This is a genomic window from Hyphomonas sp., from assembly GCF_017792385.1.
GTDB lineage: Bacteria > Pseudomonadota > Alphaproteobacteria > Caulobacterales > Hyphomonadaceae > Hyphomonas.
Genome location: NZ_CP051230.1, coordinates 2,992,197 through 3,013,900, shown reverse-complemented (window position 1 = coordinate 3,013,900; position 21,704 = coordinate 2,992,197). Strand labels below are relative to the sequence as shown.

The 21,704-nt window shown below is 58.8% G+C and carries 17 protein-coding genes; 3 read left to right on the top strand and 14 right to left on the bottom strand.

The genetic code is table 11. The annotated features are described in order from the left end of the window. Positions 1-36: 36 nt before the first annotated feature. From HF955_RS14635 to HF955_RS14610, 6 genes are all read right to left on the bottom strand, one after another. Positions 37-735, bottom strand: coding sequence for a HupE/UreJ family protein (locus HF955_RS14635; protein ID WP_367279800.1), 699 nt, complete (start codon positions 733-735; stop codon positions 37-39). A 254-nt stretch (positions 736-989) separates the two neighbouring features. Further along, positions 990-2,324, bottom strand: coding sequence for an MFS transporter (locus tag HF955_RS14630; protein ID WP_291076085.1), 1,335 nt, complete (start codon positions 2,322-2,324; stop codon positions 990-992). Between the two features lie 24 nt (positions 2,325-2,348). Then, complete coding sequence (locus tag HF955_RS14625) at positions 2,349-5,522, bottom strand: CusA/CzcA family heavy metal efflux RND transporter (protein ID WP_291076083.1); 3,174 nt, start codon at positions 5,520-5,522, stop codon at positions 2,349-2,351. 9 nt (positions 5,523-5,531) lie between these two features. Continuing rightward, the gene (locus tag HF955_RS14620) at positions 5,532-6,683 is read right to left on the bottom strand and encodes an HlyD family efflux transporter periplasmic adaptor subunit (RefSeq protein ID WP_291076081.1); all 1,152 of its coding nucleotides are present in this window, start codon (positions 6,681-6,683) and stop codon (positions 5,532-5,534) included. 107 nt (positions 6,684-6,790) lie between these two features. Continuing rightward, positions 6,791-8,068 (bottom strand): TolC family protein, encoded by a 1,278-nt coding sequence (locus tag HF955_RS14615; RefSeq protein ID WP_291076079.1) that lies wholly within the window; start codon positions 8,066-8,068, stop codon positions 6,791-6,793. A 68-nt stretch (positions 8,069-8,136) separates the two neighbouring features. Continuing rightward, positions 8,137-8,487, bottom strand: a complete 351-nt coding sequence (locus HF955_RS14610) for a hypothetical protein (protein ID WP_291076077.1) — start codon at positions 8,485-8,487, stop codon at positions 8,137-8,139. Positions 8,488-8,628: 141 nt separating this feature from the next. Between HF955_RS14610 and HF955_RS14605 the strand changes: the two genes are divergently transcribed. Next, on the top strand, positions 8,629-8,784 hold the full coding sequence (locus HF955_RS14605) for a hypothetical protein (protein WP_291076075.1): 156 nt from the start codon (positions 8,629-8,631) through the stop codon (positions 8,782-8,784). Between the two features lie 206 nt (positions 8,785-8,990). Then, entirely contained in the window at positions 8,991-9,209 is a 219-nt protein-coding gene (locus HF955_RS14600) for a hypothetical protein (RefSeq protein WP_291076074.1), read from the top strand. A 318-nt stretch (positions 9,210-9,527) separates the two neighbouring features. Here the strand turns inward: HF955_RS14600 and HF955_RS14595 are convergent, their stop codons facing one another. Together HF955_RS14595 and HF955_RS14590 are read right to left on the bottom strand one after the other, a co-directional pair. Further along, on the bottom strand, positions 9,528-10,493 hold the full coding sequence (locus tag HF955_RS14595) for a FecR family protein (protein ID WP_291076073.1): 966 nt from the start codon (positions 10,491-10,493) through the stop codon (positions 9,528-9,530). A 14-nt stretch (positions 10,494-10,507) separates the two neighbouring features. Continuing rightward, positions 10,508-11,149, bottom strand: coding sequence for a sigma-70 family RNA polymerase sigma factor (locus tag HF955_RS14590; RefSeq protein ID WP_291076072.1), 642 nt, complete (start codon positions 11,147-11,149; stop codon positions 10,508-10,510). Positions 11,150-11,328: 179 nt separating this feature from the next. Between HF955_RS14590 and HF955_RS14585 the strand changes: the two genes are divergently transcribed. Further along, positions 11,329-11,544, top strand: coding sequence for a helix-turn-helix transcriptional regulator (locus HF955_RS14585; RefSeq protein ID WP_291076070.1), 216 nt, complete (start codon positions 11,329-11,331; stop codon positions 11,542-11,544). A gap of 61 nt (positions 11,545-11,605) precedes the next feature. Here HF955_RS14585 and HF955_RS14580 read toward each other — a convergent pair whose 3' ends face one another. The 6 genes from HF955_RS14580 to HF955_RS14555 form a co-directional block, all read right to left on the bottom strand. Next, the gene (locus HF955_RS14580; RefSeq protein ID WP_291076068.1) at positions 11,606-12,496 is read right to left on the bottom strand and encodes a hypothetical protein; all 891 of its coding nucleotides are present in this window, start codon (positions 12,494-12,496) and stop codon (positions 11,606-11,608) included. A gap of 279 nt (positions 12,497-12,775) precedes the next feature. Continuing rightward, on the bottom strand, positions 12,776-13,951 hold the full coding sequence (locus tag HF955_RS14575) for a crosslink repair DNA glycosylase YcaQ family protein (RefSeq protein WP_291076066.1): 1,176 nt from the start codon (positions 13,949-13,951) through the stop codon (positions 12,776-12,778). Positions 13,952-14,002: 51 nt separating this feature from the next. After that, the gene (locus tag HF955_RS14570) at positions 14,003-16,597 is read right to left on the bottom strand and encodes a TonB-dependent receptor (protein ID WP_291076064.1); all 2,595 of its coding nucleotides are present in this window, start codon (positions 16,595-16,597) and stop codon (positions 14,003-14,005) included. Between the two features lie 225 nt (positions 16,598-16,822). Continuing rightward, positions 16,823-18,121, bottom strand: a complete 1,299-nt coding sequence (locus HF955_RS14565) for an aminotransferase class V-fold PLP-dependent enzyme (RefSeq protein WP_291076062.1) — start codon at positions 18,119-18,121, stop codon at positions 16,823-16,825. Between the two features lie 13 nt (positions 18,122-18,134). Continuing rightward, on the bottom strand, positions 18,135-20,558 hold the full coding sequence (locus HF955_RS14560) for a TonB-dependent receptor (protein WP_291076060.1): 2,424 nt from the start codon (positions 20,556-20,558) through the stop codon (positions 18,135-18,137). Positions 20,559-20,700: 142 nt separating this feature from the next. Further along, the gene (locus HF955_RS14555) at positions 20,701-21,696 is read right to left on the bottom strand and encodes a FecR domain-containing protein (RefSeq protein WP_291076058.1); all 996 of its coding nucleotides are present in this window, start codon (positions 21,694-21,696) and stop codon (positions 20,701-20,703) included. Positions 21,697-21,704: the final 8 nt, after the last annotated feature.

Below are 21,704 nucleotides of genomic sequence, written 5' to 3'. Positions count from 1 at the left end.
CTTTGGCAAATCAGAATTGTACATTGAACGTGATCCTTATTGAGATGCAGTGAGAACATAGCCGGTCAACTGGTAACCGATCAGAACGAAGCCAGCCGTCATCATCGCGACATTGGCCGTATAGGCATGTTTGAGAAAACTGGAAGTTCGACGCCAATAGCCCATGACGATCAGAATCGTGCCGAGCGCAAGAAGCTGCCCGACCTCGACTCCGACATTGAATGCCAGAAGATTTATCAGCAATCCGTCAGGCGAAATTTCATAGTCCAGGATCTTCGACGACAGACCGAAACCATGACAGAATCCAAACACCAGAGTTGCCAGTTTCGTATTGGGTTGAAACCCGAACCATCTCTGATACGCACCCAGATTATCAAGCGCCTTATAGACAATCGACAGACCAATGATGGCGTCGATGATAAAGGAGTTTATTCCAAAATTGAAATAGACACCGGCCAGCATGGTCGTCGAATGCCCGAGGGCAAAAAGACTCACATAAATGCCGATGTGTTTCATTCTGTAGAGGAAGAATATTACTCCAAGTAAAAACAGAATATGGTCATATCCTGTGATCATGTGCTTGGCCCCGAGGTAAAGGAAGGAAACGAGGTGCACGCCTGTAATTTCCTGAATGTATCCCCGATCACCTTCCGCTACGGCATGCGCATCAGCAATCCCCGCAAACCAGGTTGCCAGGATTACCGACACCAGGCCCGCGAGAATGGGACGTCCCATTTGATTTATACGCGTTTGCGTCATTCAACGTTGTTCCTCTCTATATCTTTGAGTGTTTTTCGTACGCAGTCCGGACATCCGGGCTGCACAGTTGAGCCTTGCTTTCTCGATTGGGGGGCGACAAGGGCCCGCATCGTTTCGCGATTACAGCCGCCTTGTCACTTAGGTTGATCGGGGCGAAATCGGGAATTGCATATCCCGTGGCGAAACAGAGAGCGAAAAGCGCCCAGAAACATGTGATCATCAGTGACTTCTCAATGAGTTCTTGGCCAGTGTGTATGCAGATCATCAATCACGAACGCATGGACGGGTTCGCCGGACCGATGTCCGTCCTGTAAGTGCGGGTGGTCTGGAGAAAGCTCAGGATGATCATGCAGCAAAACAGAAACATCATGCCTCGGCCAGATTATGATTGCTGTCGCCATTCCCAGGGCTGACAACAGGCCCAGTCCCTGAAATGCCGCCGCCATACCGAACACGGATCCGATCCAGCCAGCCACCGGATAGGCAATCAGCCAGCACGCATGACTGAGGGCAAACTGTGCAGAGAAGAGTTCCGCCCTGTTGTCGGAGTGCGACGATCTTTTGAGCAATCTGCCTGCGGGTGTGACACATAAGGCATACCCCGCCCCAAGCAGAAACCATGCGATCAGGATCATCCGCCATGAGATTGTCGACGTCCATTCCATCACACCGAGGCTGCAGAGCAGAACCGTCAGGCAGCACGATGCTGCCAGCAGGATTGTGCGATCATTGAAACGTTTCAACAGAGTGGGGAGACCGAATGCGACCAGCATGGAGCCGAAACCATAGGCGGCCAGAGTGATCGCGTACTCGGTCTGCGAAAGACCGAAGTTCTCACGAACTACCACGACCGTGTTGACAATCACCATCGCCCCGGCTGCCGATGCCGACACAGTGATCGCCAGCAACCCAACCAACCTCGGGGTTTTCAGATACATGATTGTTCCCCTGCTGATCCTGCGGAGGATTCCGCGTCCACCGGAAAGGCCTGACCGGGCGATGGAAAGACCGGATGACGTGACAAGGAGGGCAGACACCAGAAACCCCAGCGCGGTACCTGCAAACAGGGCAGTGAAAGACACGACCGACAACAGTGCCGCAGCGATTGCCGGGCTGGCCAGGCTTTCCATGTCATACGCCAGGCGGGACAGCGCCAAGGCGTTCGTGTAGTCCTCATCATCTGGCAGGATTTCGGGAATTGACGCCTGAAAGACCGGCGTGAACGCAGCGGAAGCCGACTGCAGGAGGAAGATCAGGACATAGATCTGCCAAATCTCCGAAACAAACGGAAGGCAAAGCGCTACCCCGCCTCGTGCCAGGTCCATGAGCACGAGAAATGCCTTGCGGGGAAAGCGAGTTGCGTAAGCCCCGACGATTGGCGCGACCGTTATATAGGCGACCATTTTGATGGCCAGGGCCATGCCGAGCACTCTTCCCGCATCGCGCCCTGCCAGGTCGAATGCCAAAAGGCCGAGCGCCACAGTTAGCAGACCCGTGCCGACGAGCGCCACGAGCTGTGCGACGAACAGGTGGCGATAGACACGGTTGAACAGAATGCTCAGCATGGGGTAACGCTTCTCCGTCAGACTTCACTCAGCGGGAACAGAATTCGCGCCAACCGGAGCCACCCCCTTCTTTCGCTCGCCGGCATGTACAATCCGATAGAGCGCCGGCAACACCAGCAATGTCAGAAGGGTTGAGGAGAATATCCCTCCGATCACAACCGTGGCCAGGGGTCGTTGCACTTCACTTCCCAATCCAACATTGAAGGCCATGGGGATGAAGCCGAGGCTGGCAACAAGTGCTGTCATCAGCACGGGTCGCAGTCGCTGCAACGCACCTTGGAAAATGGCCTCATCGAGCGACTCCCCTCGCTCCCGGCGCTGGCGGATGAAGCTCAGCATCACCACGCCGTTCAGGACCGCGACCCCAGACAGGGCGATGAATCCCACGCCAGCCGAGATCGAGAAAGGCATCCCCCTAAGGGCCAGAGCTGCTATCCCGCCTGTCAAGGCCAACGGCACTCCCGAAAACACGATGGCAGAATCCTTCACTGTCCCGAAAAGCATCAGCAACAGCCCAAAGATCATCAACAGCGCGATCGGAACGACAACGGACAATCTCTGACTGGCTGACACCAATTGCTCATAGGTTCCGCCATACTCGATCCAGTATCCTGAAGGCAATTCAGCTCCCCTTGACACACTGGCCTGCAAGTCGACGATGAAGGACCCTAGGTCCCGCCCCCTGACATTGGACGTCACAACCAGTTTGCGCTTGCCGTTTTCCCGGCTCACCTGATTTGGCCCAGGTGCAATCTCGACACTTGCGAGTTCAGACAGGGGAATGAACATGACGCCGTCCTCGGATCGCCGTCCCTCCGGCAACGGAATGGGCAACCGTTCGATTGCTGTTACGTCCGTGCGCAGATGCTCCGGGAATCTCACGACGATATCGAAACGACGGTCTCCTTCGAAAAACCGCCCGGCTACATCTCCGCCCAAGGCTGTTGCGGCGACACTCTGGATATCTCCGACGTTCAGACCATATCGTGCCAGGGCATTGCGATCCGGATGGATGGAGAGAATGGGCAAGCCCGTGACCTGTTCACGTTGGACATCGGCCGCTCCCGCCGTGTTCGCCACAATCTCCTGGATCCGGTCTGCCGTCTCTTCCAGAACTTCCAGATCATCTCCATAAATCTTGATTGCAACGTCAGCCCGCACACCGGAGATAAGTTCATTGAATCTCATCTCAATCGGTTGGGTGAGCTCGTACTTGCTTCCCGGAATCTGTTCGACCAGCTCCTGGAGTTCGGCAACGATTTGCGCCTTGGGCTTGCGCGGATCGGGCCAGGCCTTTCGTGGTTTCATGATCACGAACGTATCCGCTACGCTTGGCGGGACCGGGTCCGTCGCAATTTCCGGGGTGCCAATTTTGGCAAAAACACGTTCTACCTCCGGGACCTCCACGATACGCGCCTCAAGCGCTTCCTGCATTTCGATCGCTTGGGACAGGCTGGTCCCGGGAATGCGAAGGGCATGCAGCGCAATATCGCCTTCATCGAGATTGGGTATGAATTCTGACCCAAGACGGGTTGCCCCCCAACCCGCGACCAGAACCAGCCCGATCGCCGCAAACACAGCGGCATATCGCTGTTTCAGGGCCAGACTGAGCGCAGGTCTGTACAGCCACTTTGCACCCTTCATCACAAAGCTTTCCTTTTCCGTTACACGTCCGCGTACAATCAACGCGACCGCTGCCGGGACGAAGGTCAATGAAAGGATCAGAGCTGATGTCAGGGCAAGAACCACTGTAAACGCCATCGGATGGAACATCTTCCCTTCGATGCCTGTAAGCGCAAATATCGGGAAGTAGACAACCGTAATGATTATGACGCCGAAAATGGAGGGACGAATGACCTCGCTCGAGGCCTGCGCAGCGAGAGAAAACCGTTCGTCACGCGTCAACAGACGACCCAGTTTCCCCTGCTCTTCGGCGAAACGCCTCAGGCAGTTTTCCACAATGATCACGGCGCCATCGACAATCAGGCCGAAGTCCAGAGCACCGAGGCTCATCAAATTGCCGGATACGCCATTCTCCACCATGCCCGTAATGGTCATGAGCATGGCAAGTGGAATTACGGCGGCTGTAATCAGCGCCGCACGAATGTTCCCAAGCAGAAGGAACAGTACCACAATGACCAGCAACGCACCTTCCGCGAGGTTTTTCTCGACGGTCTTGATCGTGGCGTCGACAAGATTGGTCCGATTGTAAACCGGTGTAATCTCGATTCCGTCAGGCAGGCCCGGCCGAATTTCATTTACCCGGGAATCGACCGCGACCGACACGGTTCGGCTGTTCTCACCAACCAGCATGAAGGCAGTTCCCAGAACAACCTCGTTCCCATTCTGGGTGGCAGCCCCCGTACGCAACTCTTCGCCAACCGTGACTGTTGCGACGTCCGAAAGCTTCACGCCATAGGCACCCGTATCCTTGACAGTGATATCCCGAAGGTCGTCCAGGGTACTGGCCTGGCCGGGAACTCGGATCAGATTCTGTTCCCCGTGTCGCTCAATATAGCCCGCGCCGGTATTGGCATTGTTTGCCTCAACCGCCTCGATAATATCAGCCAATGTCAGATCGAAGCCAGACAATGAGGCTGGGTCAGGAAGAATGTGAATTTCCTTCTTGAAGCCACCAATTGTATTGACCTCGGTGACACCTTCCACGGTCCGCAATTGGGGGAGGACAACCCAATCATTGAAGGTCCGCAGATCCATTGGAGTATATGGCTCACCGGCGTCATTTCGGGCATCTGGCCGAGCCGAAACGATATACATGTAGATTTCGCCTAGACCGGTGGCGATAGGTCCCAATTCGGGCGACACCCCTTCCGGCAGTGTAGCACGGACAGCCTGGATCCTTTCGGACACCAGCTGCCGGGCCCGGTATATGTCCGTACCATCGTCGAAGACAACCGTGACCTGACTAAGTCCGTAGCGGGATACCGACCTTGTATAGTCCAGATCCGGAAGACCGGAAATGGCTGTTTCAATCGGGTAAGTGATCCGCTGTTCGGTTTCAAGCGGGGAATAGCCTGGGGCTTCCGTGTTGATCTGAACCTGGACATTGGTGATGTCCGGAACCGCATCAATCGACAAGCGATTGAAATTGTAGATTCCTAGCGAGGCCAACCCGAACACCAGGGCCAGCACCAACCACCGCTGACTGATCGAGAAACGAATTATACTCTCAAGCATGATGGGCTCCTAGTGATCGTGACTTGCGCCGGACTTTTCGATGTCGGCTTTTATGAGAAACGAATTTTCGGAGACATATTCCGTCCCCGCTGCCAGGCCGCCCAACACTTCCACATATGTTCCGTCGCTGGCGCCGAGGTCGAGCATCCGGACCTCATAGGTCTCTCCAACCTTTGCGTAGACAACGGTAAAGTCCCGGAAACTCTGCAGGCCGGATTCCCGCACGGCGAGCGGGACGACGGTTTCGCCCGTAACGACTTCCCCCATCACCCTCATGCCAGGCACCATACCCGCATCAACAGGTACCGGAGCCACGGCGATCCTCGTCTGCGTCGCCCCCCCTGTGACCGGGAGGAACCGGGTAATTTTGGTCTCGTACACCTCTTCAGCGCCGGCTATGCCAACGCGTACTTTCTGGCCAACCTTCACTTTTCCGGCATCGCGCGGAAAGACGTGAAGCCGTGCTTCCAGCTGGCTGAGATCTGCAAGTGTAAAGAGGGACTGATCCCCTGCTACATCGCCGACATTCGTATTGCGTTCGAGCACGGTTCCCGACACGGGCGCCGTCACCGAGTAGGTCTGCAGGCTGGATGAACTCTCGACGCGCGCAAGCGTTTGTCCTTCCCGGACGACGTCATTCACTCCAACGCTGACGGACTGGACTGGACCGGGATAGCGCGCCCGCACTTCAGCGAAAGCTGACGGGGACAATTCTGTGATTCCCGACAGCGCCAACACGTTCTGAATGGTCGCCGAACCTGCAACTTCTGTCTCAACTCCCATTTCAGCGGCAGTATCGTCGGGAATCGATGTCCGCCCCTCGAATGATTCGAAACTCCAGGAATAAGGTTTCCCTTCAAATGTCGCATCCACAAAAACCTCAAACGAGTGAGGCTCCGTCACAACACCATCCCCTCGCAAGAAGTCCTGTGACGGACTAAATGTGAAAACATCATCCTTGTCTCCAAGACGATCCAGTCGAACAGAAAGATCCACTTCAGAGGGGGGTATCGGCTGCCCATTCAGAAACGGGTAAATGCGATACTCAGGAGGGATGCCTGTTTCGAAAATGGTGACTTCAAGAGACAGGCCGCCAGCTTCAAGAAGACGGCCTCCATGCGGACCTTCCGGCGCTTCGAGCTCCATCTGCGCTTCCGCCATTGCCTCCTCTCTATCCGTTTCCGGCACAGCGTTGCTGCCGCCGCATGATGACACGGCCAGCAGGCCTGCGACCCCTGCGGCCTGCAATGGAAGGTAAATTTTAGGACTCATTGGTTCGTCTCCACCAGGGATTGCCAGTCTTCCCGTCCTGTAACCCGGGCAAGAGCGGCTTCGTTGAGAATGAACGTCTCGACATGGCCGAGCCGTTGTTCGCGCAACTCGGCAAGCGTTCGTTGCGCATCGATGATTTCAAGATAGGAGAATGCGCCGCGGCCGTATCCATCCTGGGCCAATTCCAGCGCGCGTATGGCTTCCGGCAACAGGCGCTCATCAATATCAGACATGCTTTCCAGGGCATTTTGAGCCGCGCGTTGATAACCAACCGCCTCGCGCAATAACTGCTGACGCAGGACCCGCTCCTGCGCAGCGATCAGTCCTTGTTGAGCTTGTGCCTTCGCGGCCCGGGCCGTCGCATGCGTGCGGGTGCCAAGCGGGATAGAGATCCCGCCAACAACCCCCATGTCTTCCTGATAGCCAAACTTGCGGACTCCGGCGCTCCAGGTAAGATCAGGCACGCTTTCTGCTTTTTTCAACTCGATTTCCGCCGTCAGCCGCCGGTCTTCTGCTTGCAGCTTCTCGAATTGAGGGGAATAGACCTCATTGATTTCCAGGCGTGCCGTTTCGAGTCGGCGTTTCACAAAATCTGGTTCAATTGCGAAATCTTCCGTACTCCGCCACATACCAGAAATCGCCAGGCGACGTTCTTGTGCAAGGCGTCGATAGGCGGCCGCTTCACTCTGAGCACGGGCGAGATCAGTAAGTGACCGGGCCTGCGCAAGAACCGGATCCCGAGCGGCGTCGACCCGGCGATCTACGGTTTCCTTCATTGAAGACGAAATCTCGACACGATCACATGCGAGCTGTGCCCGCTGTTCGAGCAGGGCGGCCTCTATGTAAAGCGTTTCGATGACGTGCACGATATCATGACGGATGATGTCATGCTCGGTCTCGGCCAAGGCAACTCCCGCGCGCGCCAGCGCCTGCCTGGCCTCTCGCTTTCCTCCCCGTTCCCAGACACGGGAGAAACGACCGGTTATTTCAAGATTGTCAATATTGCCTGCAAGACCAATCCCTGGAAAGTTCTCGATCTCGAGACTGAGCGAGTCCAATGGGCGAAGATCCGCGATCGCTTTGTCAGTGCGAGCGACGGCGACGGCCTGATCCGCAAGAGCCGGGCGCAGATCCGCTTCAAGCGCGGACTGAACGACCTCCTTGAACGTTCGTATCTCGCCTTGCTTACCTGCATTGCAGGCGGATTCCTGTGCACTGACAGGGAGGAGAGGCAACGCCACCGCAAGGGCGCAGCCGAAATATTTGATTGCCATGAAAACCTACTCCAGGCTGAACAAAAAAGCTCCGGCATCACAATCGATGCCAGTGCACGACAGAATGTTCAGGCTGGAAGCCGGTCAGGATCGGGCTCTTTAGCGCGAATGGGCCCCTGATAAATCGAAGAATTGGCTGATAGTCTCACGAACGCAGGAACGATTGCTTTCACGCCGTCGACTGGTTGCAACGCCAGAGCAACGAAATGGAGCTCTGCCGGATGGTCTGTATAGTCCAGATCCGAAGGCTCACTCTCCGAGTGTGACCGGTCAAATTCTTCCAGGTCATGGTCGTCAATATGATGATCAACGGTCTGATAATGGACCAGTTCATCAACATGCGCGTGCGAATGCGCCGCCCCCGACAGAAATGTCGAAGTCGCCAGAATCGCGCACAGAAAGACCGCCAGTAAACGCATGCACTCTCTACAAAGCCCGTCCCGATACAAATGTAAAGCAAAAAAACCGATCAATGATCGGCGATCCTTGGTCGCTGGTCTGCCCCCACAAGGCTGGTCCATTATTTGAGTTGGTTCCGGCTTCAGATATGCAACTGAGACATGGGCAAGAAATCTACGCCTGAAGAGATTATTGCGAAGCTGCGGGAGGTGGAGGTTCGCCTCGCGCGGAGAGAGACGGCGGGTCAGGCTGTGCGTTGGATCAGGGTGACGGAGCAGACATACTATTGGTGGCGCATGGAGTATGGCGGGCTGTAGGTTGGCAAGGCCAAACGGATGAAGGAGATCGAGAAGGAGAATGAACGGCTTCACCGGGCGATCTCTGATCTGACTCTCGACACCCAGATCCTGCCGGAAGTCATCAAGGGAAAGTTCTGAGCCCTTCATGCAAGCGCGAAGCGGTCGATCATGTGGTGGAGACACTCGGCGCAACCGAGTGTCGGGCCGTTTCGCGGGAAATCGCGATGCGATTTCTGATCCGCTTCACCGTGATCGGCCAGCATCGTTCCTCTCAGCGCAAGCCGCGTGTGCCACGCCAGGACGAGGATGTGCTGACAGCAGCCATCATTCACCTGGCTGAACGGTTCGGCCGGTATGGCTACCGCCGGACTAACTATTCCGATGGACCACTTCAATGGGGCAGAGCACCGCCCGCAGAACGTTCCCGGCGCACCGTGCGCTGACCTTTCAGATCACCCTGAGATCGTCCACCAGCTCTCGACGTCGCGCAGGCCTTGAAGCTATCGGTGAATGACGTCCTGGAGCCTCTCCTTGTCCAGCATCAAATCGGAGACTTGTCGCCTTCACTTCCAGATCCCGGACCTGGATCATCGGGGCGTACCCGGTCTCGGCCTATTCCCGGCGTGATACGAGTTGCTGCTCGACCGGGGGCAGTGTTGCGTTCACTTTCTCCAGTTGGGTTTCCGCCTGCCTTCGCGCAAAATCGACCCCAATGATCTTCTCCCTCAAACTGGCGATTGCAACAGTAAGAGAAAACGGTCCTACTCCGTTGACCGATCTTCACCGACCTGGGACAGAATGATCCGGCCAGCCTCGTGACGTGTTTCTGCCTCCAGATAGAGAGCAAGGGCATTTGCGAACGCTTCGGGCTTGCCTGTTTCAAAGACGCCGCTTATGCGCTCGGCGGCGAGATCCGTGTCTTCGATGAGGATTTGCGTGGTGGAGTAGCGGTTCATTTCCGCAATCGCCTTAGCCAAGGGGACATTGTCGAAGTAGAGCTTTCCGGTCTGCCATTGGCTGATCGCATCAAGATCGGCCTTTGAGACAGTGAGTGGTGTGTCCGGCGCGACGAGGGCCTGCTGGCCGGGAGAGAGGTCGACCGGGTCTGTGTTTTCTGAGCTTATGGTGACGCGCCCTTCAATCAGGGCGATGCGGACCTCATCCTCATCGAGCCTTATGTCAAATGCGGTACCATGGGCGCGTGTGCCGGTCGGGCCGGCTCTCACCTCGAATGGGCGCGGTTCCGGCGCCACATCGAACCTTGCCTGGCCGCGCAGGAGGTGGAGCTGTCTTGCATCTTTTGTGAAGCGGAGCTCGAGCGCGCTGTTCGTGTTCAGATGAATTTCGCTGCCATCGGCGAGCCGGATCTCGCGCCGTTCCCCGATCTCGGTAACATATGTCTCCTCAAATGGCGGGACGCCGGGCTGCGCCATGCCGGACACGAACAGGGTGAGCAGGAGCGCGGCGGCGAGCGCGGCCCCTGCGAGAAGGAGAATGGAGGTGCGCCCCCGCGCAGGCCTCTCGCCTGCCCCGGCCAGTGAGGTCTGGTCCAGCAGCTCTACCGCCCGCTCGATTTCGGCATAGGCGGCTGCATTGGCCGGATCTGCCGCCTCCCAGGCCAGGAAGGCGTCCCAGATGTCCTTGTCGACATCCGGGGCCTGCAATTCGGCATGCCATCTGGCTGCCGCAAGCCGGCGCGCGCTGTCGCTTCCTGGATCCTCTGTCATCGGCCCGGCCCCGTTCAGCGGGAGACGCCGCCTGCCCGCTCCGTGCGGGCGAGTGCTTCGGCCATCTCCGCCACCGCCATGGCAATATCAGATTTGACCGTGCTTGGGGAGACGCCGAGCCGGGCGGCAATCTGCTTGTGGGAGAGATGTTCGAACCGGTGCAGGCGGAGCGCTTCACGCCGGCGCGCCGGCAGGCTGGCCAGCGCCGCCTCGACCAAAGCGAGTTGCTGGCGGGAGGACAGGATTTGTTCCGGCGCCTGGGTCGCCTCGCAGGCTAGCCGGCCGGCCACATCCTCGACCGTCTCGGAAGCCTTGCGGCGTTTGGTGTCCCCGGATTTGAGATAATTGATCGAGAGATTGCGCACCATGGTGAAGAGAAGCGGTTTGAGCTCCCTTGCCTCCCGGTCCGGATAGGCGCGGGCGGCAGCCAGGAAGGCCTCCTGGACGATGTCCTCAGCATCGCTGGCATGGCGGATGCGGATCCGGGCGAACCGGATCAGTTCGGCGCGATGCGTGCGATAGAGCTCCGTCAGTGCGGCGCTGGGCACGGGAGATTGCGGGCGCAAGGGCGCGCGGATCTCGAGGCTGGCATGCGGCGACGGCCCAGCCTGACGGAGGAGCGGGGTGAGGTTCGAGGTCAGGGCGCGGTGGGTCATGGGCGTCTCTGCCCCGCAGACACCGCCAACTGCTTAAATGTCGGCATCAGGCAGAAACTAATGCGCTCATACAATGTGTGTGCACCTAGGGTAGACAAAACGCACCCTCGTCCAATGATTGCGAATGATTCCGAGTATACTCCGTGGCTGTATACTCTGCAATCGATTCATGTCGCAAAATGCGACTACGCCAAATCTTTGCTGCCAACCTAAGGGCGATACGCAACGCAAGAGGCCTCTCCCAAGAAGACTTGGCCGATCTCGCGGAAATTGATCGAACTTATGTCAGTCTGCTGGAGCGGTGCGAGTACAGCGCTTCGCTGGATGTAGTTGAACGAATAGCAATCGCTCTCAATGTCGAAGCGAGCGCATTGCTTGATTCCAAAGAAGATTAGACCTGTGAGTTGGTAGCTGGAGATAACGTCTCCAATGCTCCAAGACTGACATCGTATCTACTTAAACAATAACCACACGAACAGACACTCGGCCAGATCCGATGGAATGGTCGCCTTCTAGGTCGGACATGAGCCCACCAACGTTTTTTATAAGGCAGTCCGGATCGTAGACAACGCACCAAAGATATTTGCAATCGGGATGGGCTGCGTAGTGAGCTATATCAATAATCAACTCGTCTCCTATCCTCTTGGCGTGTGCACCGTTTCGAACGAATTTCGTTTCGATCACGGTGCTATGACCCGGGAGCAGGAAATCCATCCGAGTACTGGCCCCGGCATAGCTAGGCGTGAACTCTTCGGCACGTACATCGGCAACCCACGGTCTTAACATCGCGTGCAGAAGGTCTTGCACATCGTACTCGTTGCTAAAAGTAAGTGATTCCGCGCCCTTTCTACGGTGCGACAACGGATACATTGCACGCGGTAAACCGCGCACCAGAATTGCCAGCAAATCCTCCACCGAATTTGGCCCAATACTGCAATCCGTACTCATCGGTGTGCTGGACTTGTTCTCGCTAGTCTGTGGCTGGATCGCTCCGCCGTTCGGAATAACCCGCCCCCCCTGATAGTATTCTAACCCATTGTCGGAGAGCGCCTTTTCTACGCGTTCGCGGTTCTGCTTCCATTGTTCAAGCGAGTCCTCGTCAACTGGCTCAACATCCATGAACTCTTCCAGAATATTGCCTAGCACTCGCAGGCTATCCACGTCAGGATCTTGCCCTGCTCGAAATAGCCACTCTTTCCATTTCGAATGGTGAGCCAGGTCCGGCGGATCGCCCGGCGCACCGCTAGATATAAAGAGTGCGTCCAGAGTGGCGTGCGAGCCTGAAAGACTATCGCCTACAATGGCACAGAGACCGCGAGATAACCTGAATTCCGTCATGGAGAACATGATGAAGCACATCCCAGACGCTACACAATACCGAAAATCTTTTCGTGCACTTTAGCGTCCACTGCGCTCGCCAGAAGCTTCCGGAAGCCGTCAGAGGTGAACTACATCTCATTTTACACGACTAGATTCAGTTGCTTCGTTTCCGAGCTGGTAGGAATGGAGTGATCCGAGCAAAGAAAAAGGAATAAAGCGAATCTGTCGCCCAAACTTTGGATAAGACCTCGCCGTTGTCGGCAAACTTAATGTCCGATTGATCATCATAGCGGCTGATTGAGGCGATCATTCGGCGCAGTGCCAGACTACGTCGTTGACAGAGACGAAACGGGCCAGGCGGTCGAGTTCGGCCTGGAGCTTTGTCATTCTCTTGGGGGTCCATGTGATACCGGGTTCGGGCCAGATATTCTGGACTGTCAGTGTACCGGCCTTGCGATCTGCCTTGAGGTCTATGCGTCCGACGAACCTGTCACCTTCCAGCAGGGGGTAGACATAATAGCCCCATATGCGCTTTGCGGCCGGGACGAACATCTCGACGCGATAGTCGAAGCCGAAAAGGCGCGCGAGCCTGGTCCGGTCGCGGATGACAGGATCGAACGGGTTGAGAATGCGCAAGCGGCTGGTCGGGGCGGGTGCCGTATCGAGACGGCATTCGATATCACTGGGCGCGATGGCCGGGCGGAGGGTCCCGTCGGCGCCCTCGATCTCGACCGGGACAAGGTCCTGGGCAGTGCGTGTGGCCCATTGTCTTGCCTCTGCTCTGTCGACCGCCTCCCAGAAGCGCTGGATGTCGCCTTCTGTGCCGAAGGCCATCCGGTCCAGCGCGCCGCGACACAGCCAGTCGATCTGGTCTGTGTCCGGTATGTCCTGCTCGCGCAGGTCTGTTGGAATGACTCGCTCGGTGAGGTCGTAGAATTTGGTGAAATTCTCCCTGTGCGCGGTCGACAGCTCACCGGCATACCACATGTAATCAAGCGCCAGCTTGTGAGGCGGGCGTGACCACATTGCCGTCTCGCCCCTGGTCTTTGTATCGAATGCCTTGGTGCTGAGCGGCCCTTCGGCTTCTATTCTGGCCTTTATCGCCTGGCGCCCCCCCTCCTCTGGCATGCCGCGATGCCATTGCCAGCCGCGCACCTTTTTCTCGAGCCGCTCAAACTGCCGGGCCCAATAGGGATAGAAATCCATCGGGATAAGCGACGCATCATGAGTGAAATGCTCAAAGACCCGGCGATGCTCGCTCATATGCCGGCCCAGCATGGGTTCGCGATAATTCTGGTTACGGCTCCAGAGAATATGATGGTGGGCCCGCGACACGACCCGGATGGAATCGATCTGCACGAAACCGAGCCCCTTGATCAGGGCATCCAGATCGAGCGGTCCGGTCGGGGTAGCCGCCAGCCACTGGGCCGAGAGCCAGAGCCTGCGGGCATCGCGATTGGATATGCGCAGTCTTGCGCTCATGGGCGCTCCCGTTCCGGCCTGGCGCCTGATTGCATCCCTTGAGGCCTTCGCTCAGAAGCGCGCATCGAGGCGAAGATAATACTGGCCGCCATCGGTATCATAGGGTGCGTTTCGCGAATAGATCAGCCCCTTGCTGGCTTCCAGCCTTGCTTCGTCCGGATATTCATCGAACATATTCTCAGCCCCGAGGCGCAAGGTCAGATGCTCTGTCAGATCGACGGATACACTTGCATCGAGGAACAGTTCAGAGCCGAACTCCTGGATGAGCGCGCTGTCCTGGCCTGTATAATCGACCCATGGGCCGATCCATCTGAGACGCGTATCCAGCGAGAGTCTCCCCCGGCGATAACGCGCCGATGCGTGGCTCGAAAACCGGGGATAGAGCCGTTCAAACCGGGCAAGCCGGGACGGCGTGTCGTCGAAGGCTGCATCGATCACTTCGGTCCTGTTGTAATTGGCAGACAGGCCGAGGGAGAGGTCGCCGCCGGCAAGGCGGCGCTCATGATCGAGGACGAAATCGATGCCATAGGTGCGCGTGTCATAACTGTTCTGAAAGAAGCTGACCTCAGTAATGCTTTCTCCGCCCGGCACGCCCAGCCCGGCAAGGCGGGCGCGCTCGCCGGGATCGAGGGTGTAGTTGTCGGATATGAAGATCCGGTCACGGATTTCCGTATGATAGACATCCGCGCTGGCAATCAGCCCCCTGGCTGGCCGGGCGACCAGCCCGGCGGACAGGTTCACCGATGTTTCCGGGGCAAGCGGCAGGATGTCGGCATCCTGCCTCATGCCGACAATTTCTGCGACCGGACCGGTCGGGCTGAACCGGCCATTTGTGAAAACATCCAGCGTGTCGGGGGCAACGCCCTGCGATGTGCGTTCGGAATAGAGTTGGGCCGGAGTCGGTGCCTTGAACCCGGACGAGACCGTCGCCCGCAAGGCAAGGCCGGCTGTCATATCCCGGCGAAAGGAAAGTTTGCCGTTCAACTGGCTGCCAAATGAGTCAAACGCCTCCAGCCGCAGGGCAAGCCCGATCTGGCTGCGCCCATCCGGATACATCTCGGCATCGGCATAGCCGGCCCAGCTGGACTGGTCATGCGTCCGCGCCTGGTCCGGTGTGTATCCCGGAAACCCGTTTGACCCGGATGTCAGCCCATCCACCGCCCCCGGCCCGATCTCGAATGAGGCCGCCTCTCCGGCCTCAATTCCGTAGCGTTCAAGCCTGTGCTCAACGCCAAAGGCGAGATGGCCGGGCCGGCCTGAACCGGAGAGCGCCGCAAGCGGCGCCCGGAAATCGGCATTCAGGTTCAATTCCTGTTGCCGGAGGCCGCCTGCCTCGAACCGGGTCGGACTGTCCGGGCCGAGCGAGGCATTGATCGTGTCATACAGGAAGTAATCGATCCGGTTCTCCCCGAAGCTGACACTGACCTCATGGGACACGCCATTGCCCAGTGCGCCTTCGATCCCGAGCACGACAGACAGGTCGCGCTCATCCTGCCCGAATTGCGGCGTGAACCCATTGGGATAGACCTGCTTGAGAGACCAGTCGCCAAAGGCCATGCCGGGCGCATAGACGCTCGGCGTTTCGGGGCTGCGCCAGTTGAAATCGCTCACGCCCTGCCCCTGGCTCGCATTGATGAGCGCACGTATGTCCCCGGCCCGGCTCGCCAGCCTGGCCGTCAGGAGCGCGCGGATATCCTCGCGTTCCGGCTGCCCCCATTTCTGGACAGGATCGTCAATCTCGGCCTCCGGATGGGCTTCGAGATATTGCAGGGCATCGAGGCGCTGGCGTGCACGCGAGGTCGGCGCCGCATCACTATAGTCGAGGCTGAACCGGAAATGGCCCCTTGCGCCGGTTGCCCCGCCGCCGAGGCCAAGCCGCTTCTGGCGGCCATCGCCCTCATAGTACCGGCTATGCTGCGCAAAGCCTTCCAGGCGGGCATCCTCACGGGGAATGATGTTGATGACCCCGGCAATGGCATCGGATCCGTATTGGGCCGAGGCGCCATCACGCAGGATTTCGACCCGCGCGATGGCATGCGCCGGTATCTTGGACAGGTCGGGAGATTGCGCCCCGCCGGCATTCAGCATGGCCGATCGATGGCGCCGCTTGCCATTGACCAGGATCAGCGTGTGGTCGGCCGACAAATTGCGCAGGCTGTAAGGCCTGACAAAGACCGCGCCATCACTGAGGGGACGGCGCTGAACGAAAAAGCCGGGCAGCGTGCCGGCCAGTATGTCGGCAAGATCATCCGAAACCGGCGCAGCCAGATCCGCCCGGTCCAATATGTCCACCGGCGACAGGCTTTGGACGGCCTCGGCGCCTCTGCGGGAACCGGTCACGATGATTGTGTCATAGATGCGCGGCAGGTCGGCGACCGGCGCAGACAGCCGGACGCGCTGGAGCTCGGCGGCACTGGCCGCGCGCTGCTCAGGGCTCCTGCGCCGTATGATCCAGACGCCGCCGGCATCTTCCTGACCGGTCAGCGACGTACCCGACAGCAGGACGGCAAGTGCCTCGCCCACCGGCATGTCAGCGTCTGGAGGAGCAGCCTCGAGCCCAGCCAGATCCGCTGATTGCGCAATGATGATCGTACCGGTCTGTTCAGCCAGACGCGTTATGGCTTCGGCCAGGCTGATATCGGCCATATGCTGCCTGTGGGCCTGCGCTGCCGCCGGCAAAGCCGCGACAGCGCATGTCAGCAGGAACAGGCAGACCGATCGCATTTGTCCCACAGGGAGGCCCTCGCATGCCGCTTTGGCGTCGCCCCTTACAAACCGATAGCCATGACAGGCGCATGACACGCCCTAGCCCGAATGCGCATTCCTGGCGGGGTGACGCCGAAATGCCGCACTCGGCCCGATAGCCGGCGCTCATCCCTCCGCGAGGAGGCTGCGCAACGCCTGGACCAGTCTCAGGCACTGATCCGGCGTATTGTAGAGCGCAGGCGTCACCCGCACACAGGCCCCCCGGGCCACACCGCCGCGATGGACGGTGAAAATCCCATACGTGTCGGCCAACGCTTTCACGATTGCCTGATTGTCCTCGACCGAGATCCGGTTCCTGAAACGAAACGAGGTGATCGCCGCGTGCAGGCGCGGATCGGGCGGCGTCAGGATTTCGATACGCGTATCATTGCGCATCTCCTCGGCCCAGAGATCGCGCAAATAGACCAGCCGGGCGGCCTTGCGTTGAGGACCAACCCGTTCATGGAAGTCAAGCGCATCTGCGAGTGTCAGAAACGTCGCGAAATTCGTGGTCCCTGTATGGATCCGGTGCTGGATCCGGCCAACACCGTCCGGTCGCTCGGAGATATCCGGCGAGATATCTGCCAGCCGGTCCCGCCGGATATATATCAGGCCTGCGCCAATCGGTGCGCCGATCCATTTGTGAAGGTTGAAGCCGATGAAATCGGCGCCGAGATCGTCAATGTTGAAATCGATCTGCCCCCATGAATGGGCGGCGTCGACAATACAATCCACGCCGTATTCCCGCGCCATCGCAACGATCTCGCGCACGGGAATCATCAGGCCGGTCCGGTGGCTGATATGGGTCAGCAGCAGCAGGCGAACGTCGGGATGGGAAGCGAGCGCCTCACGGTAGGTCTCGATCAGCTGATCATGGGTGACCGGCTCGGGAATATCGATCCGGACGATCCCGGCGCCTTCGCGCTCGGCCTTGCTGGCCATCGCGGCCTGGATCGAATCGTAGTCGAGATCGCAATACATGACGGCATCGCCCGGTTTCAGCCGGTTGTAGCCTTCAATCAGCGTCTGCAGGGATTCGGTGGCATTGCGGGTGAAGAGGATCTCATCGCGGCCTGCTCCAAGGAAGGCGGCAAGGCGCGCATGGACCGGCTCGAGTTCGGCATGATAGTCGCGCCGGGCATACCAGGAATTGTTCCGGTTTATCCTGTCCGTGTTGCGCACAAACGCCTCAAGCACCGGTTTTGCCATCAAGCCCCAATAGCCATTCTCGAAATTCACAATGTCCGGTGTCACCTCATATTGCGCCGCGATCGGACGCCAATAGGATTCATCCCGTGCAATCTCCTGCACCGAACGCGCTTCTGCCCCGGCCTCGGTCGGCAAAGCGGCCCGGGCGGGGTGTGAGGCAAAGGACGCCGCTGCAGCAGCGGCGCCCTTCATGACCAGTCGTCTGGTGACGTCCATGTTTTGTCCCGTATCAGAAGCTGACATCGAAGCGGAGATAATACTGGCCGCCATCGGTGTCATAGGGGGCGTTGCGGGAATAGATCAGTCCCCGGCTGGCCTGGTAGGTCGCCTCGTCCGGATACTGGTCGAACACATTCTCCGCGCCGAGGCGGACCGACAGGGCCTCATTGACCTGATAGGTTGCGCCGAGGTCGAACAGGACCATGGCTCCAAAGTCCTGGAAAATGTCGCCGGTGGAATTGCCGGAGAAATCGCGCCATTCCCCATAATACCGCATACGCCCGAACATGTCCCATTTGCCGAGTGTATAGCTCGCCTGCAGGTTTGCCGTATGCTCCGGGATACCCTTTTCGAACCGGTCCGCCGAACTTGTATTGGCCGCAAAATCCCCGCCGGTGACGTCAGTCTTGTTGTAATTGTAGGCACCGGTCAGGCTCATCTCCCCGGGCCCGAACCCGAAATCATAAGCCATGACGAGATCCAGCCCCTTGGTCCGCGTGTCGAAATCATTCTGGAAGAAATTGACCCGAGTGATGCCTTCTGCGCCGGCAACGCCGAGCGCTGCAAGTTCGGCGCGTTCGGCATCGGTCACCGCGAATGTCGTCGACGTGCTGAGACGGTTGGAAACGTCGATCTGATAGAGATCGAGTGTCGCCGTCAGGCCGAACCCGCTATTCCAGGCGAGACCTGCGGTGATGTTTTCCGATTCTTCCGGTTCGAGCGGCAGGATGCTGGCATCGTCCCGCTGGCTGATCAGTTCGGCGACGGCACCCTGCGGGCTGAACCGGCCGCTGGTGAAGATGTTCAGCGTCGTCGTGTCGAGGCCCTGATAGGTTCGCTCGGAGAAGAGCTGGCCGGGCGTCGGCGCGCGGAAGCCTGTCGAGGCCGTCGCGCGCAGGGCCAGGCCCGAGGTCAGTTCGAACCGGGTCGAGACCTTGCCCGTCGTGCTGGTTCCGAACTCCGAGAAGTCTTCGTATCGCACCGCGCCGCCAAGAGTCCAGCGATCCGTAAGCGGAGCTTCAAGGTCGATATAGGCAGCATAGCTGGACTGGTCGGAGGCGCCGGACTGGTCCGGCGAGAATCCCGGAAAGCCGTTCGAACCGGACGGGAACCCTTCCACTGCCAGGGGCCCGACAGCAAAGGAGGCATATTCGCCCTGACCGATGGAGTATTCTTCCTTGCGGCTTTCTGCGCCAAACGCAAAACTCAGATCATCGGCGAGCATGTCGAGGCTTGCCAGATAGACGAAGTCGGCATTCAGATTGTATTCGGTCTGGGTCAGCGTCCCGATGTTGAACGAGGTCGGGCTGGCAGATCCGAGCGATGCATTGATCGAATCATACATGAAATATTCGATCTGGTTGCGGCCATATCCGGCGCTGAAATCATAGGAAAATACGCCCTCATCATCGCTGCGCAGGCCGCCGGTCAGCGAGAAATCATTGTCGTCCTGACCAAAGCGCGGCGTGAAGCCGGCCGGATAGATGGCCGAAAGATCATAATCCGGATCAATTGCGCTGTCCCCGAACGCGCTGGTCGACAACGGATTGCGCCAATTGAAGTCCGTGACGCCGGACCCGAACCCGTACGTGCTGAAGACATAGGCTTCAGCGCCTTCCAGTTCATACGCCCCATTGAGCGCGAACCGGTAGGCCTGGCGTTCCGGCTGGCCCCAATTCTGGACAGGATCAGCCACGTCGAGATCCGGAAAAGCCTCCTGAAGCGCGATCGCATCTGCGCGCTGGCGCGAGCGGGAGGTAGGCTGGGCATCCGTGTATTCGCCGGAAAGGTTGAGGAATCCATTTGCGAACCGGTAGCCCTGTTGGACGCCGAGCCGGTATTGTTCGCCATCCCCTTCATAATACTGGCCAGCCTGGGCGAAGGCATTGGTGCCGGCTTCGTCATCGAGAATGATGTTGATCACGCCGGCAATGGCATCGGAACCATATTGGGCCGAGGCGCCATCCCGCAAGACCTCGATCTGCTTGATGGCATAGGACGGGATCTGGGCAAGGTCGGGTGCCTGGGCGCCATTCGAGCCGAGCAGCGCCGACCGGTGCATGCGCTTGCCATTGACGAGGACCAGGGTGTGATCGGCCGAAAGCGAACGCAGGCTCGCCGGACGCACGAAGACCTGACCATCCGCCATGGGCAGGCGTTTGACATTGAAGGACGGCACCAGCTGGGAGAGCGTGTCCATCACTTCATCGGAAGCGGTAAGGTCAATAGCCTCCTGCGAAATGACATCCACCGGGGCCAGGCTGTCAAACGCGGTGCGCGGAGCCCCGCGCGTGCCTGTGATGATGACCGTTTCCTGGATGCTGGCATCATCCGGGCCGGTCGCAGATTGTGCAAGCGCGACATGGCAGGAACACAAAGCGGCGCCCGACGCCGTCAGGACGAGCGCCTTGCGCAGGTTGATCGAAGTTTTCATGACTTTCCCCTCATGATGAACCAAGCGGGGTGAAACCTCACACCCGCCGCCACGCATCTGCGTGGTCGGGGAGAAGACAGATCAGGGGGCGGAGCCTTTCAGCGATCTTGCGAACTTCATAAAAACTTCACCGCAGCCCGGCTCAGCGGCTCGCAAAGATCACGATTTCTGTATCGCTCTCGCGCACATCGAGAGGATAGGCCGCATCCAGACCCGCGAGGACCTGGCCAATCTGCCCGACCGGGAAAGACAGTGTCAGCCGCATCTCTGCCGGCGCGCCCGGGGCCAGTCTGACCGGCAGGTCGCTATACTGGTTCATGTCCGCCACAATGTCGCGCAGCGGGGCGTCGACAAAAGAAAGGCGGCCCGTTCTCCAGGAAAAAACCCTGTCGGCGTCAAAGGTCCCGACCTCGCCGAGCGGCAACGCAGCATCGGACACGATCCGCTCGCCGGCGCGCAAATCCCGCGCCGCGGCATCGGCCATGACACGGACATGTCCATGCTCGACTGCGACAGATACCTGCCCGGTCCGCTTCCTGATGTCGAACCGGGTGCCAAGCACGCGGACCCGGACCCGCCCGGCATTGACGCTGAGCGGACGGCGCTCATCACGCGCAATGTCGAAATAGGCATTCCCATTGACAAGCCGAAGGTCGCGGGCCGCATCTGAAAAAAGCCCCTCGACCCGGCTCGCGCCACCGAGCGTGATTTTGCTGCCATCGGTCAGGGTGAAGGTCCTGATCTCTCCCCGCGCAGTAGAGAAAGAGACCGGATCTGAAGCAGATGGTCCAAGAAGCAGCAGGCCGGTGCCCGCCGCACAGGCAAGGCTTGCCGCAAGCCCCCCAAGCAGCAGACCGCGCCGGGACGGGGTTCGCTGCTGCCGGGGAATGCGGACAGTATCCTGCCCGGCCAGCATGTGTTCGATACCGTCAATTTCGGCAATGCCGTCCCATAATTGGGACGCCCTGCGGAATGCGGCGCGATGATCGGGAGATGCGTCGAGCCATGCGGCGAAGGCCTGCTCCTTAGCCGGATCATGCCGTCCGGAAGCAAAATGGACCAGCCAGGCACTTGCCTCGGCGTCTGGCGCCGTGATGTCGGGTAATCCGGTCGGTACAGGCGTGCCGCGTGTCTTCATGGCAGCCA

What these genes read in the sequence shown, in the direction of transcription:
- HF955_RS14635 (WP_367279800.1), bottom strand. Translation starts at nt 735, where the DNA reads ATGGGACGTCCCATTCTCGCGGGCCTGGTGTCGGTAATCCTGGCAACC.
- HF955_RS14630 (WP_291076085.1), bottom strand. Translation starts at nt 2,324, where the DNA reads ATGCTGAGCATTCTGTTCAACCGTGTCTATCGCCACCTGTTCGTCGCA.
- HF955_RS14625 (WP_291076083.1), bottom strand. Translation starts at nt 5,522, where the DNA reads ATGCTTGAGAGTATAATTCGTTTCTCGATCAGTCAGCGGTGGTTGGTG.
- HF955_RS14620 (WP_291076081.1), bottom strand. Translation starts at nt 6,683, where the DNA reads ATGGCGGAAGCGCAGATGGAGCTCGAAGCGCCGGAAGGTCCGCATGGA.
- HF955_RS14615 (WP_291076079.1), bottom strand. Translation starts at nt 8,068, where the DNA reads ATGGCAATCAAATATTTCGGCTGCGCCCTTGCGGTGGCGTTGCCTCTC.
- HF955_RS14610 (WP_291076077.1), bottom strand. Translation starts at nt 8,487, where the DNA reads ATGCGTTTACTGGCGGTCTTTCTGTGCGCGATTCTGGCGACTTCGACA.
- HF955_RS14605 (WP_291076075.1), top strand. Translation starts at nt 8,629, where the DNA reads ATGGGCAAGAAATCTACGCCTGAAGAGATTATTGCGAAGCTGCGGGAG.
- HF955_RS14600 (WP_291076074.1), top strand. Translation starts at nt 8,991, where the DNA reads ATGCGATTTCTGATCCGCTTCACCGTGATCGGCCAGCATCGTTCCTCT.
- HF955_RS14595 (WP_291076073.1), bottom strand. Translation starts at nt 10,493, where the DNA reads ATGACAGAGGATCCAGGAAGCGACAGCGCGCGCCGGCTTGCGGCAGCC.
- HF955_RS14590 (WP_291076072.1), bottom strand. Translation starts at nt 11,149, where the DNA reads ATGACCCACCGCGCCCTGACCTCGAACCTCACCCCGCTCCTCCGTCAG.
- HF955_RS14585 (WP_291076070.1), top strand. Translation starts at nt 11,329, where the DNA reads ATGCGACTACGCCAAATCTTTGCTGCCAACCTAAGGGCGATACGCAAC.
- HF955_RS14580 (WP_291076068.1), bottom strand. Translation starts at nt 12,496, where the DNA reads ATGTTCTCCATGACGGAATTCAGGTTATCTCGCGGTCTCTGTGCCATT.
- HF955_RS14575 (WP_291076066.1), bottom strand. Translation starts at nt 13,951, where the DNA reads ATGAGCGCAAGACTGCGCATATCCAATCGCGATGCCCGCAGGCTCTGG.
- HF955_RS14570 (WP_291076064.1), bottom strand. Translation starts at nt 16,597, where the DNA reads ATGGCCGATATCAGCCTGGCCGAAGCCATAACGCGTCTGGCTGAACAG.
- HF955_RS14565 (WP_291076062.1), bottom strand. Translation starts at nt 18,121, where the DNA reads ATGGACGTCACCAGACGACTGGTCATGAAGGGCGCCGCTGCTGCAGCG.
- HF955_RS14560 (WP_291076060.1), bottom strand. Translation starts at nt 20,558, where the DNA reads ATGAAAACTTCGATCAACCTGCGCAAGGCGCTCGTCCTGACGGCGTCG.
- HF955_RS14555 (WP_291076058.1), bottom strand. Translation starts at nt 21,696, where the DNA reads ATGAAGACACGCGGCACGCCTGTACCGACCGGATTACCCGACATCACG.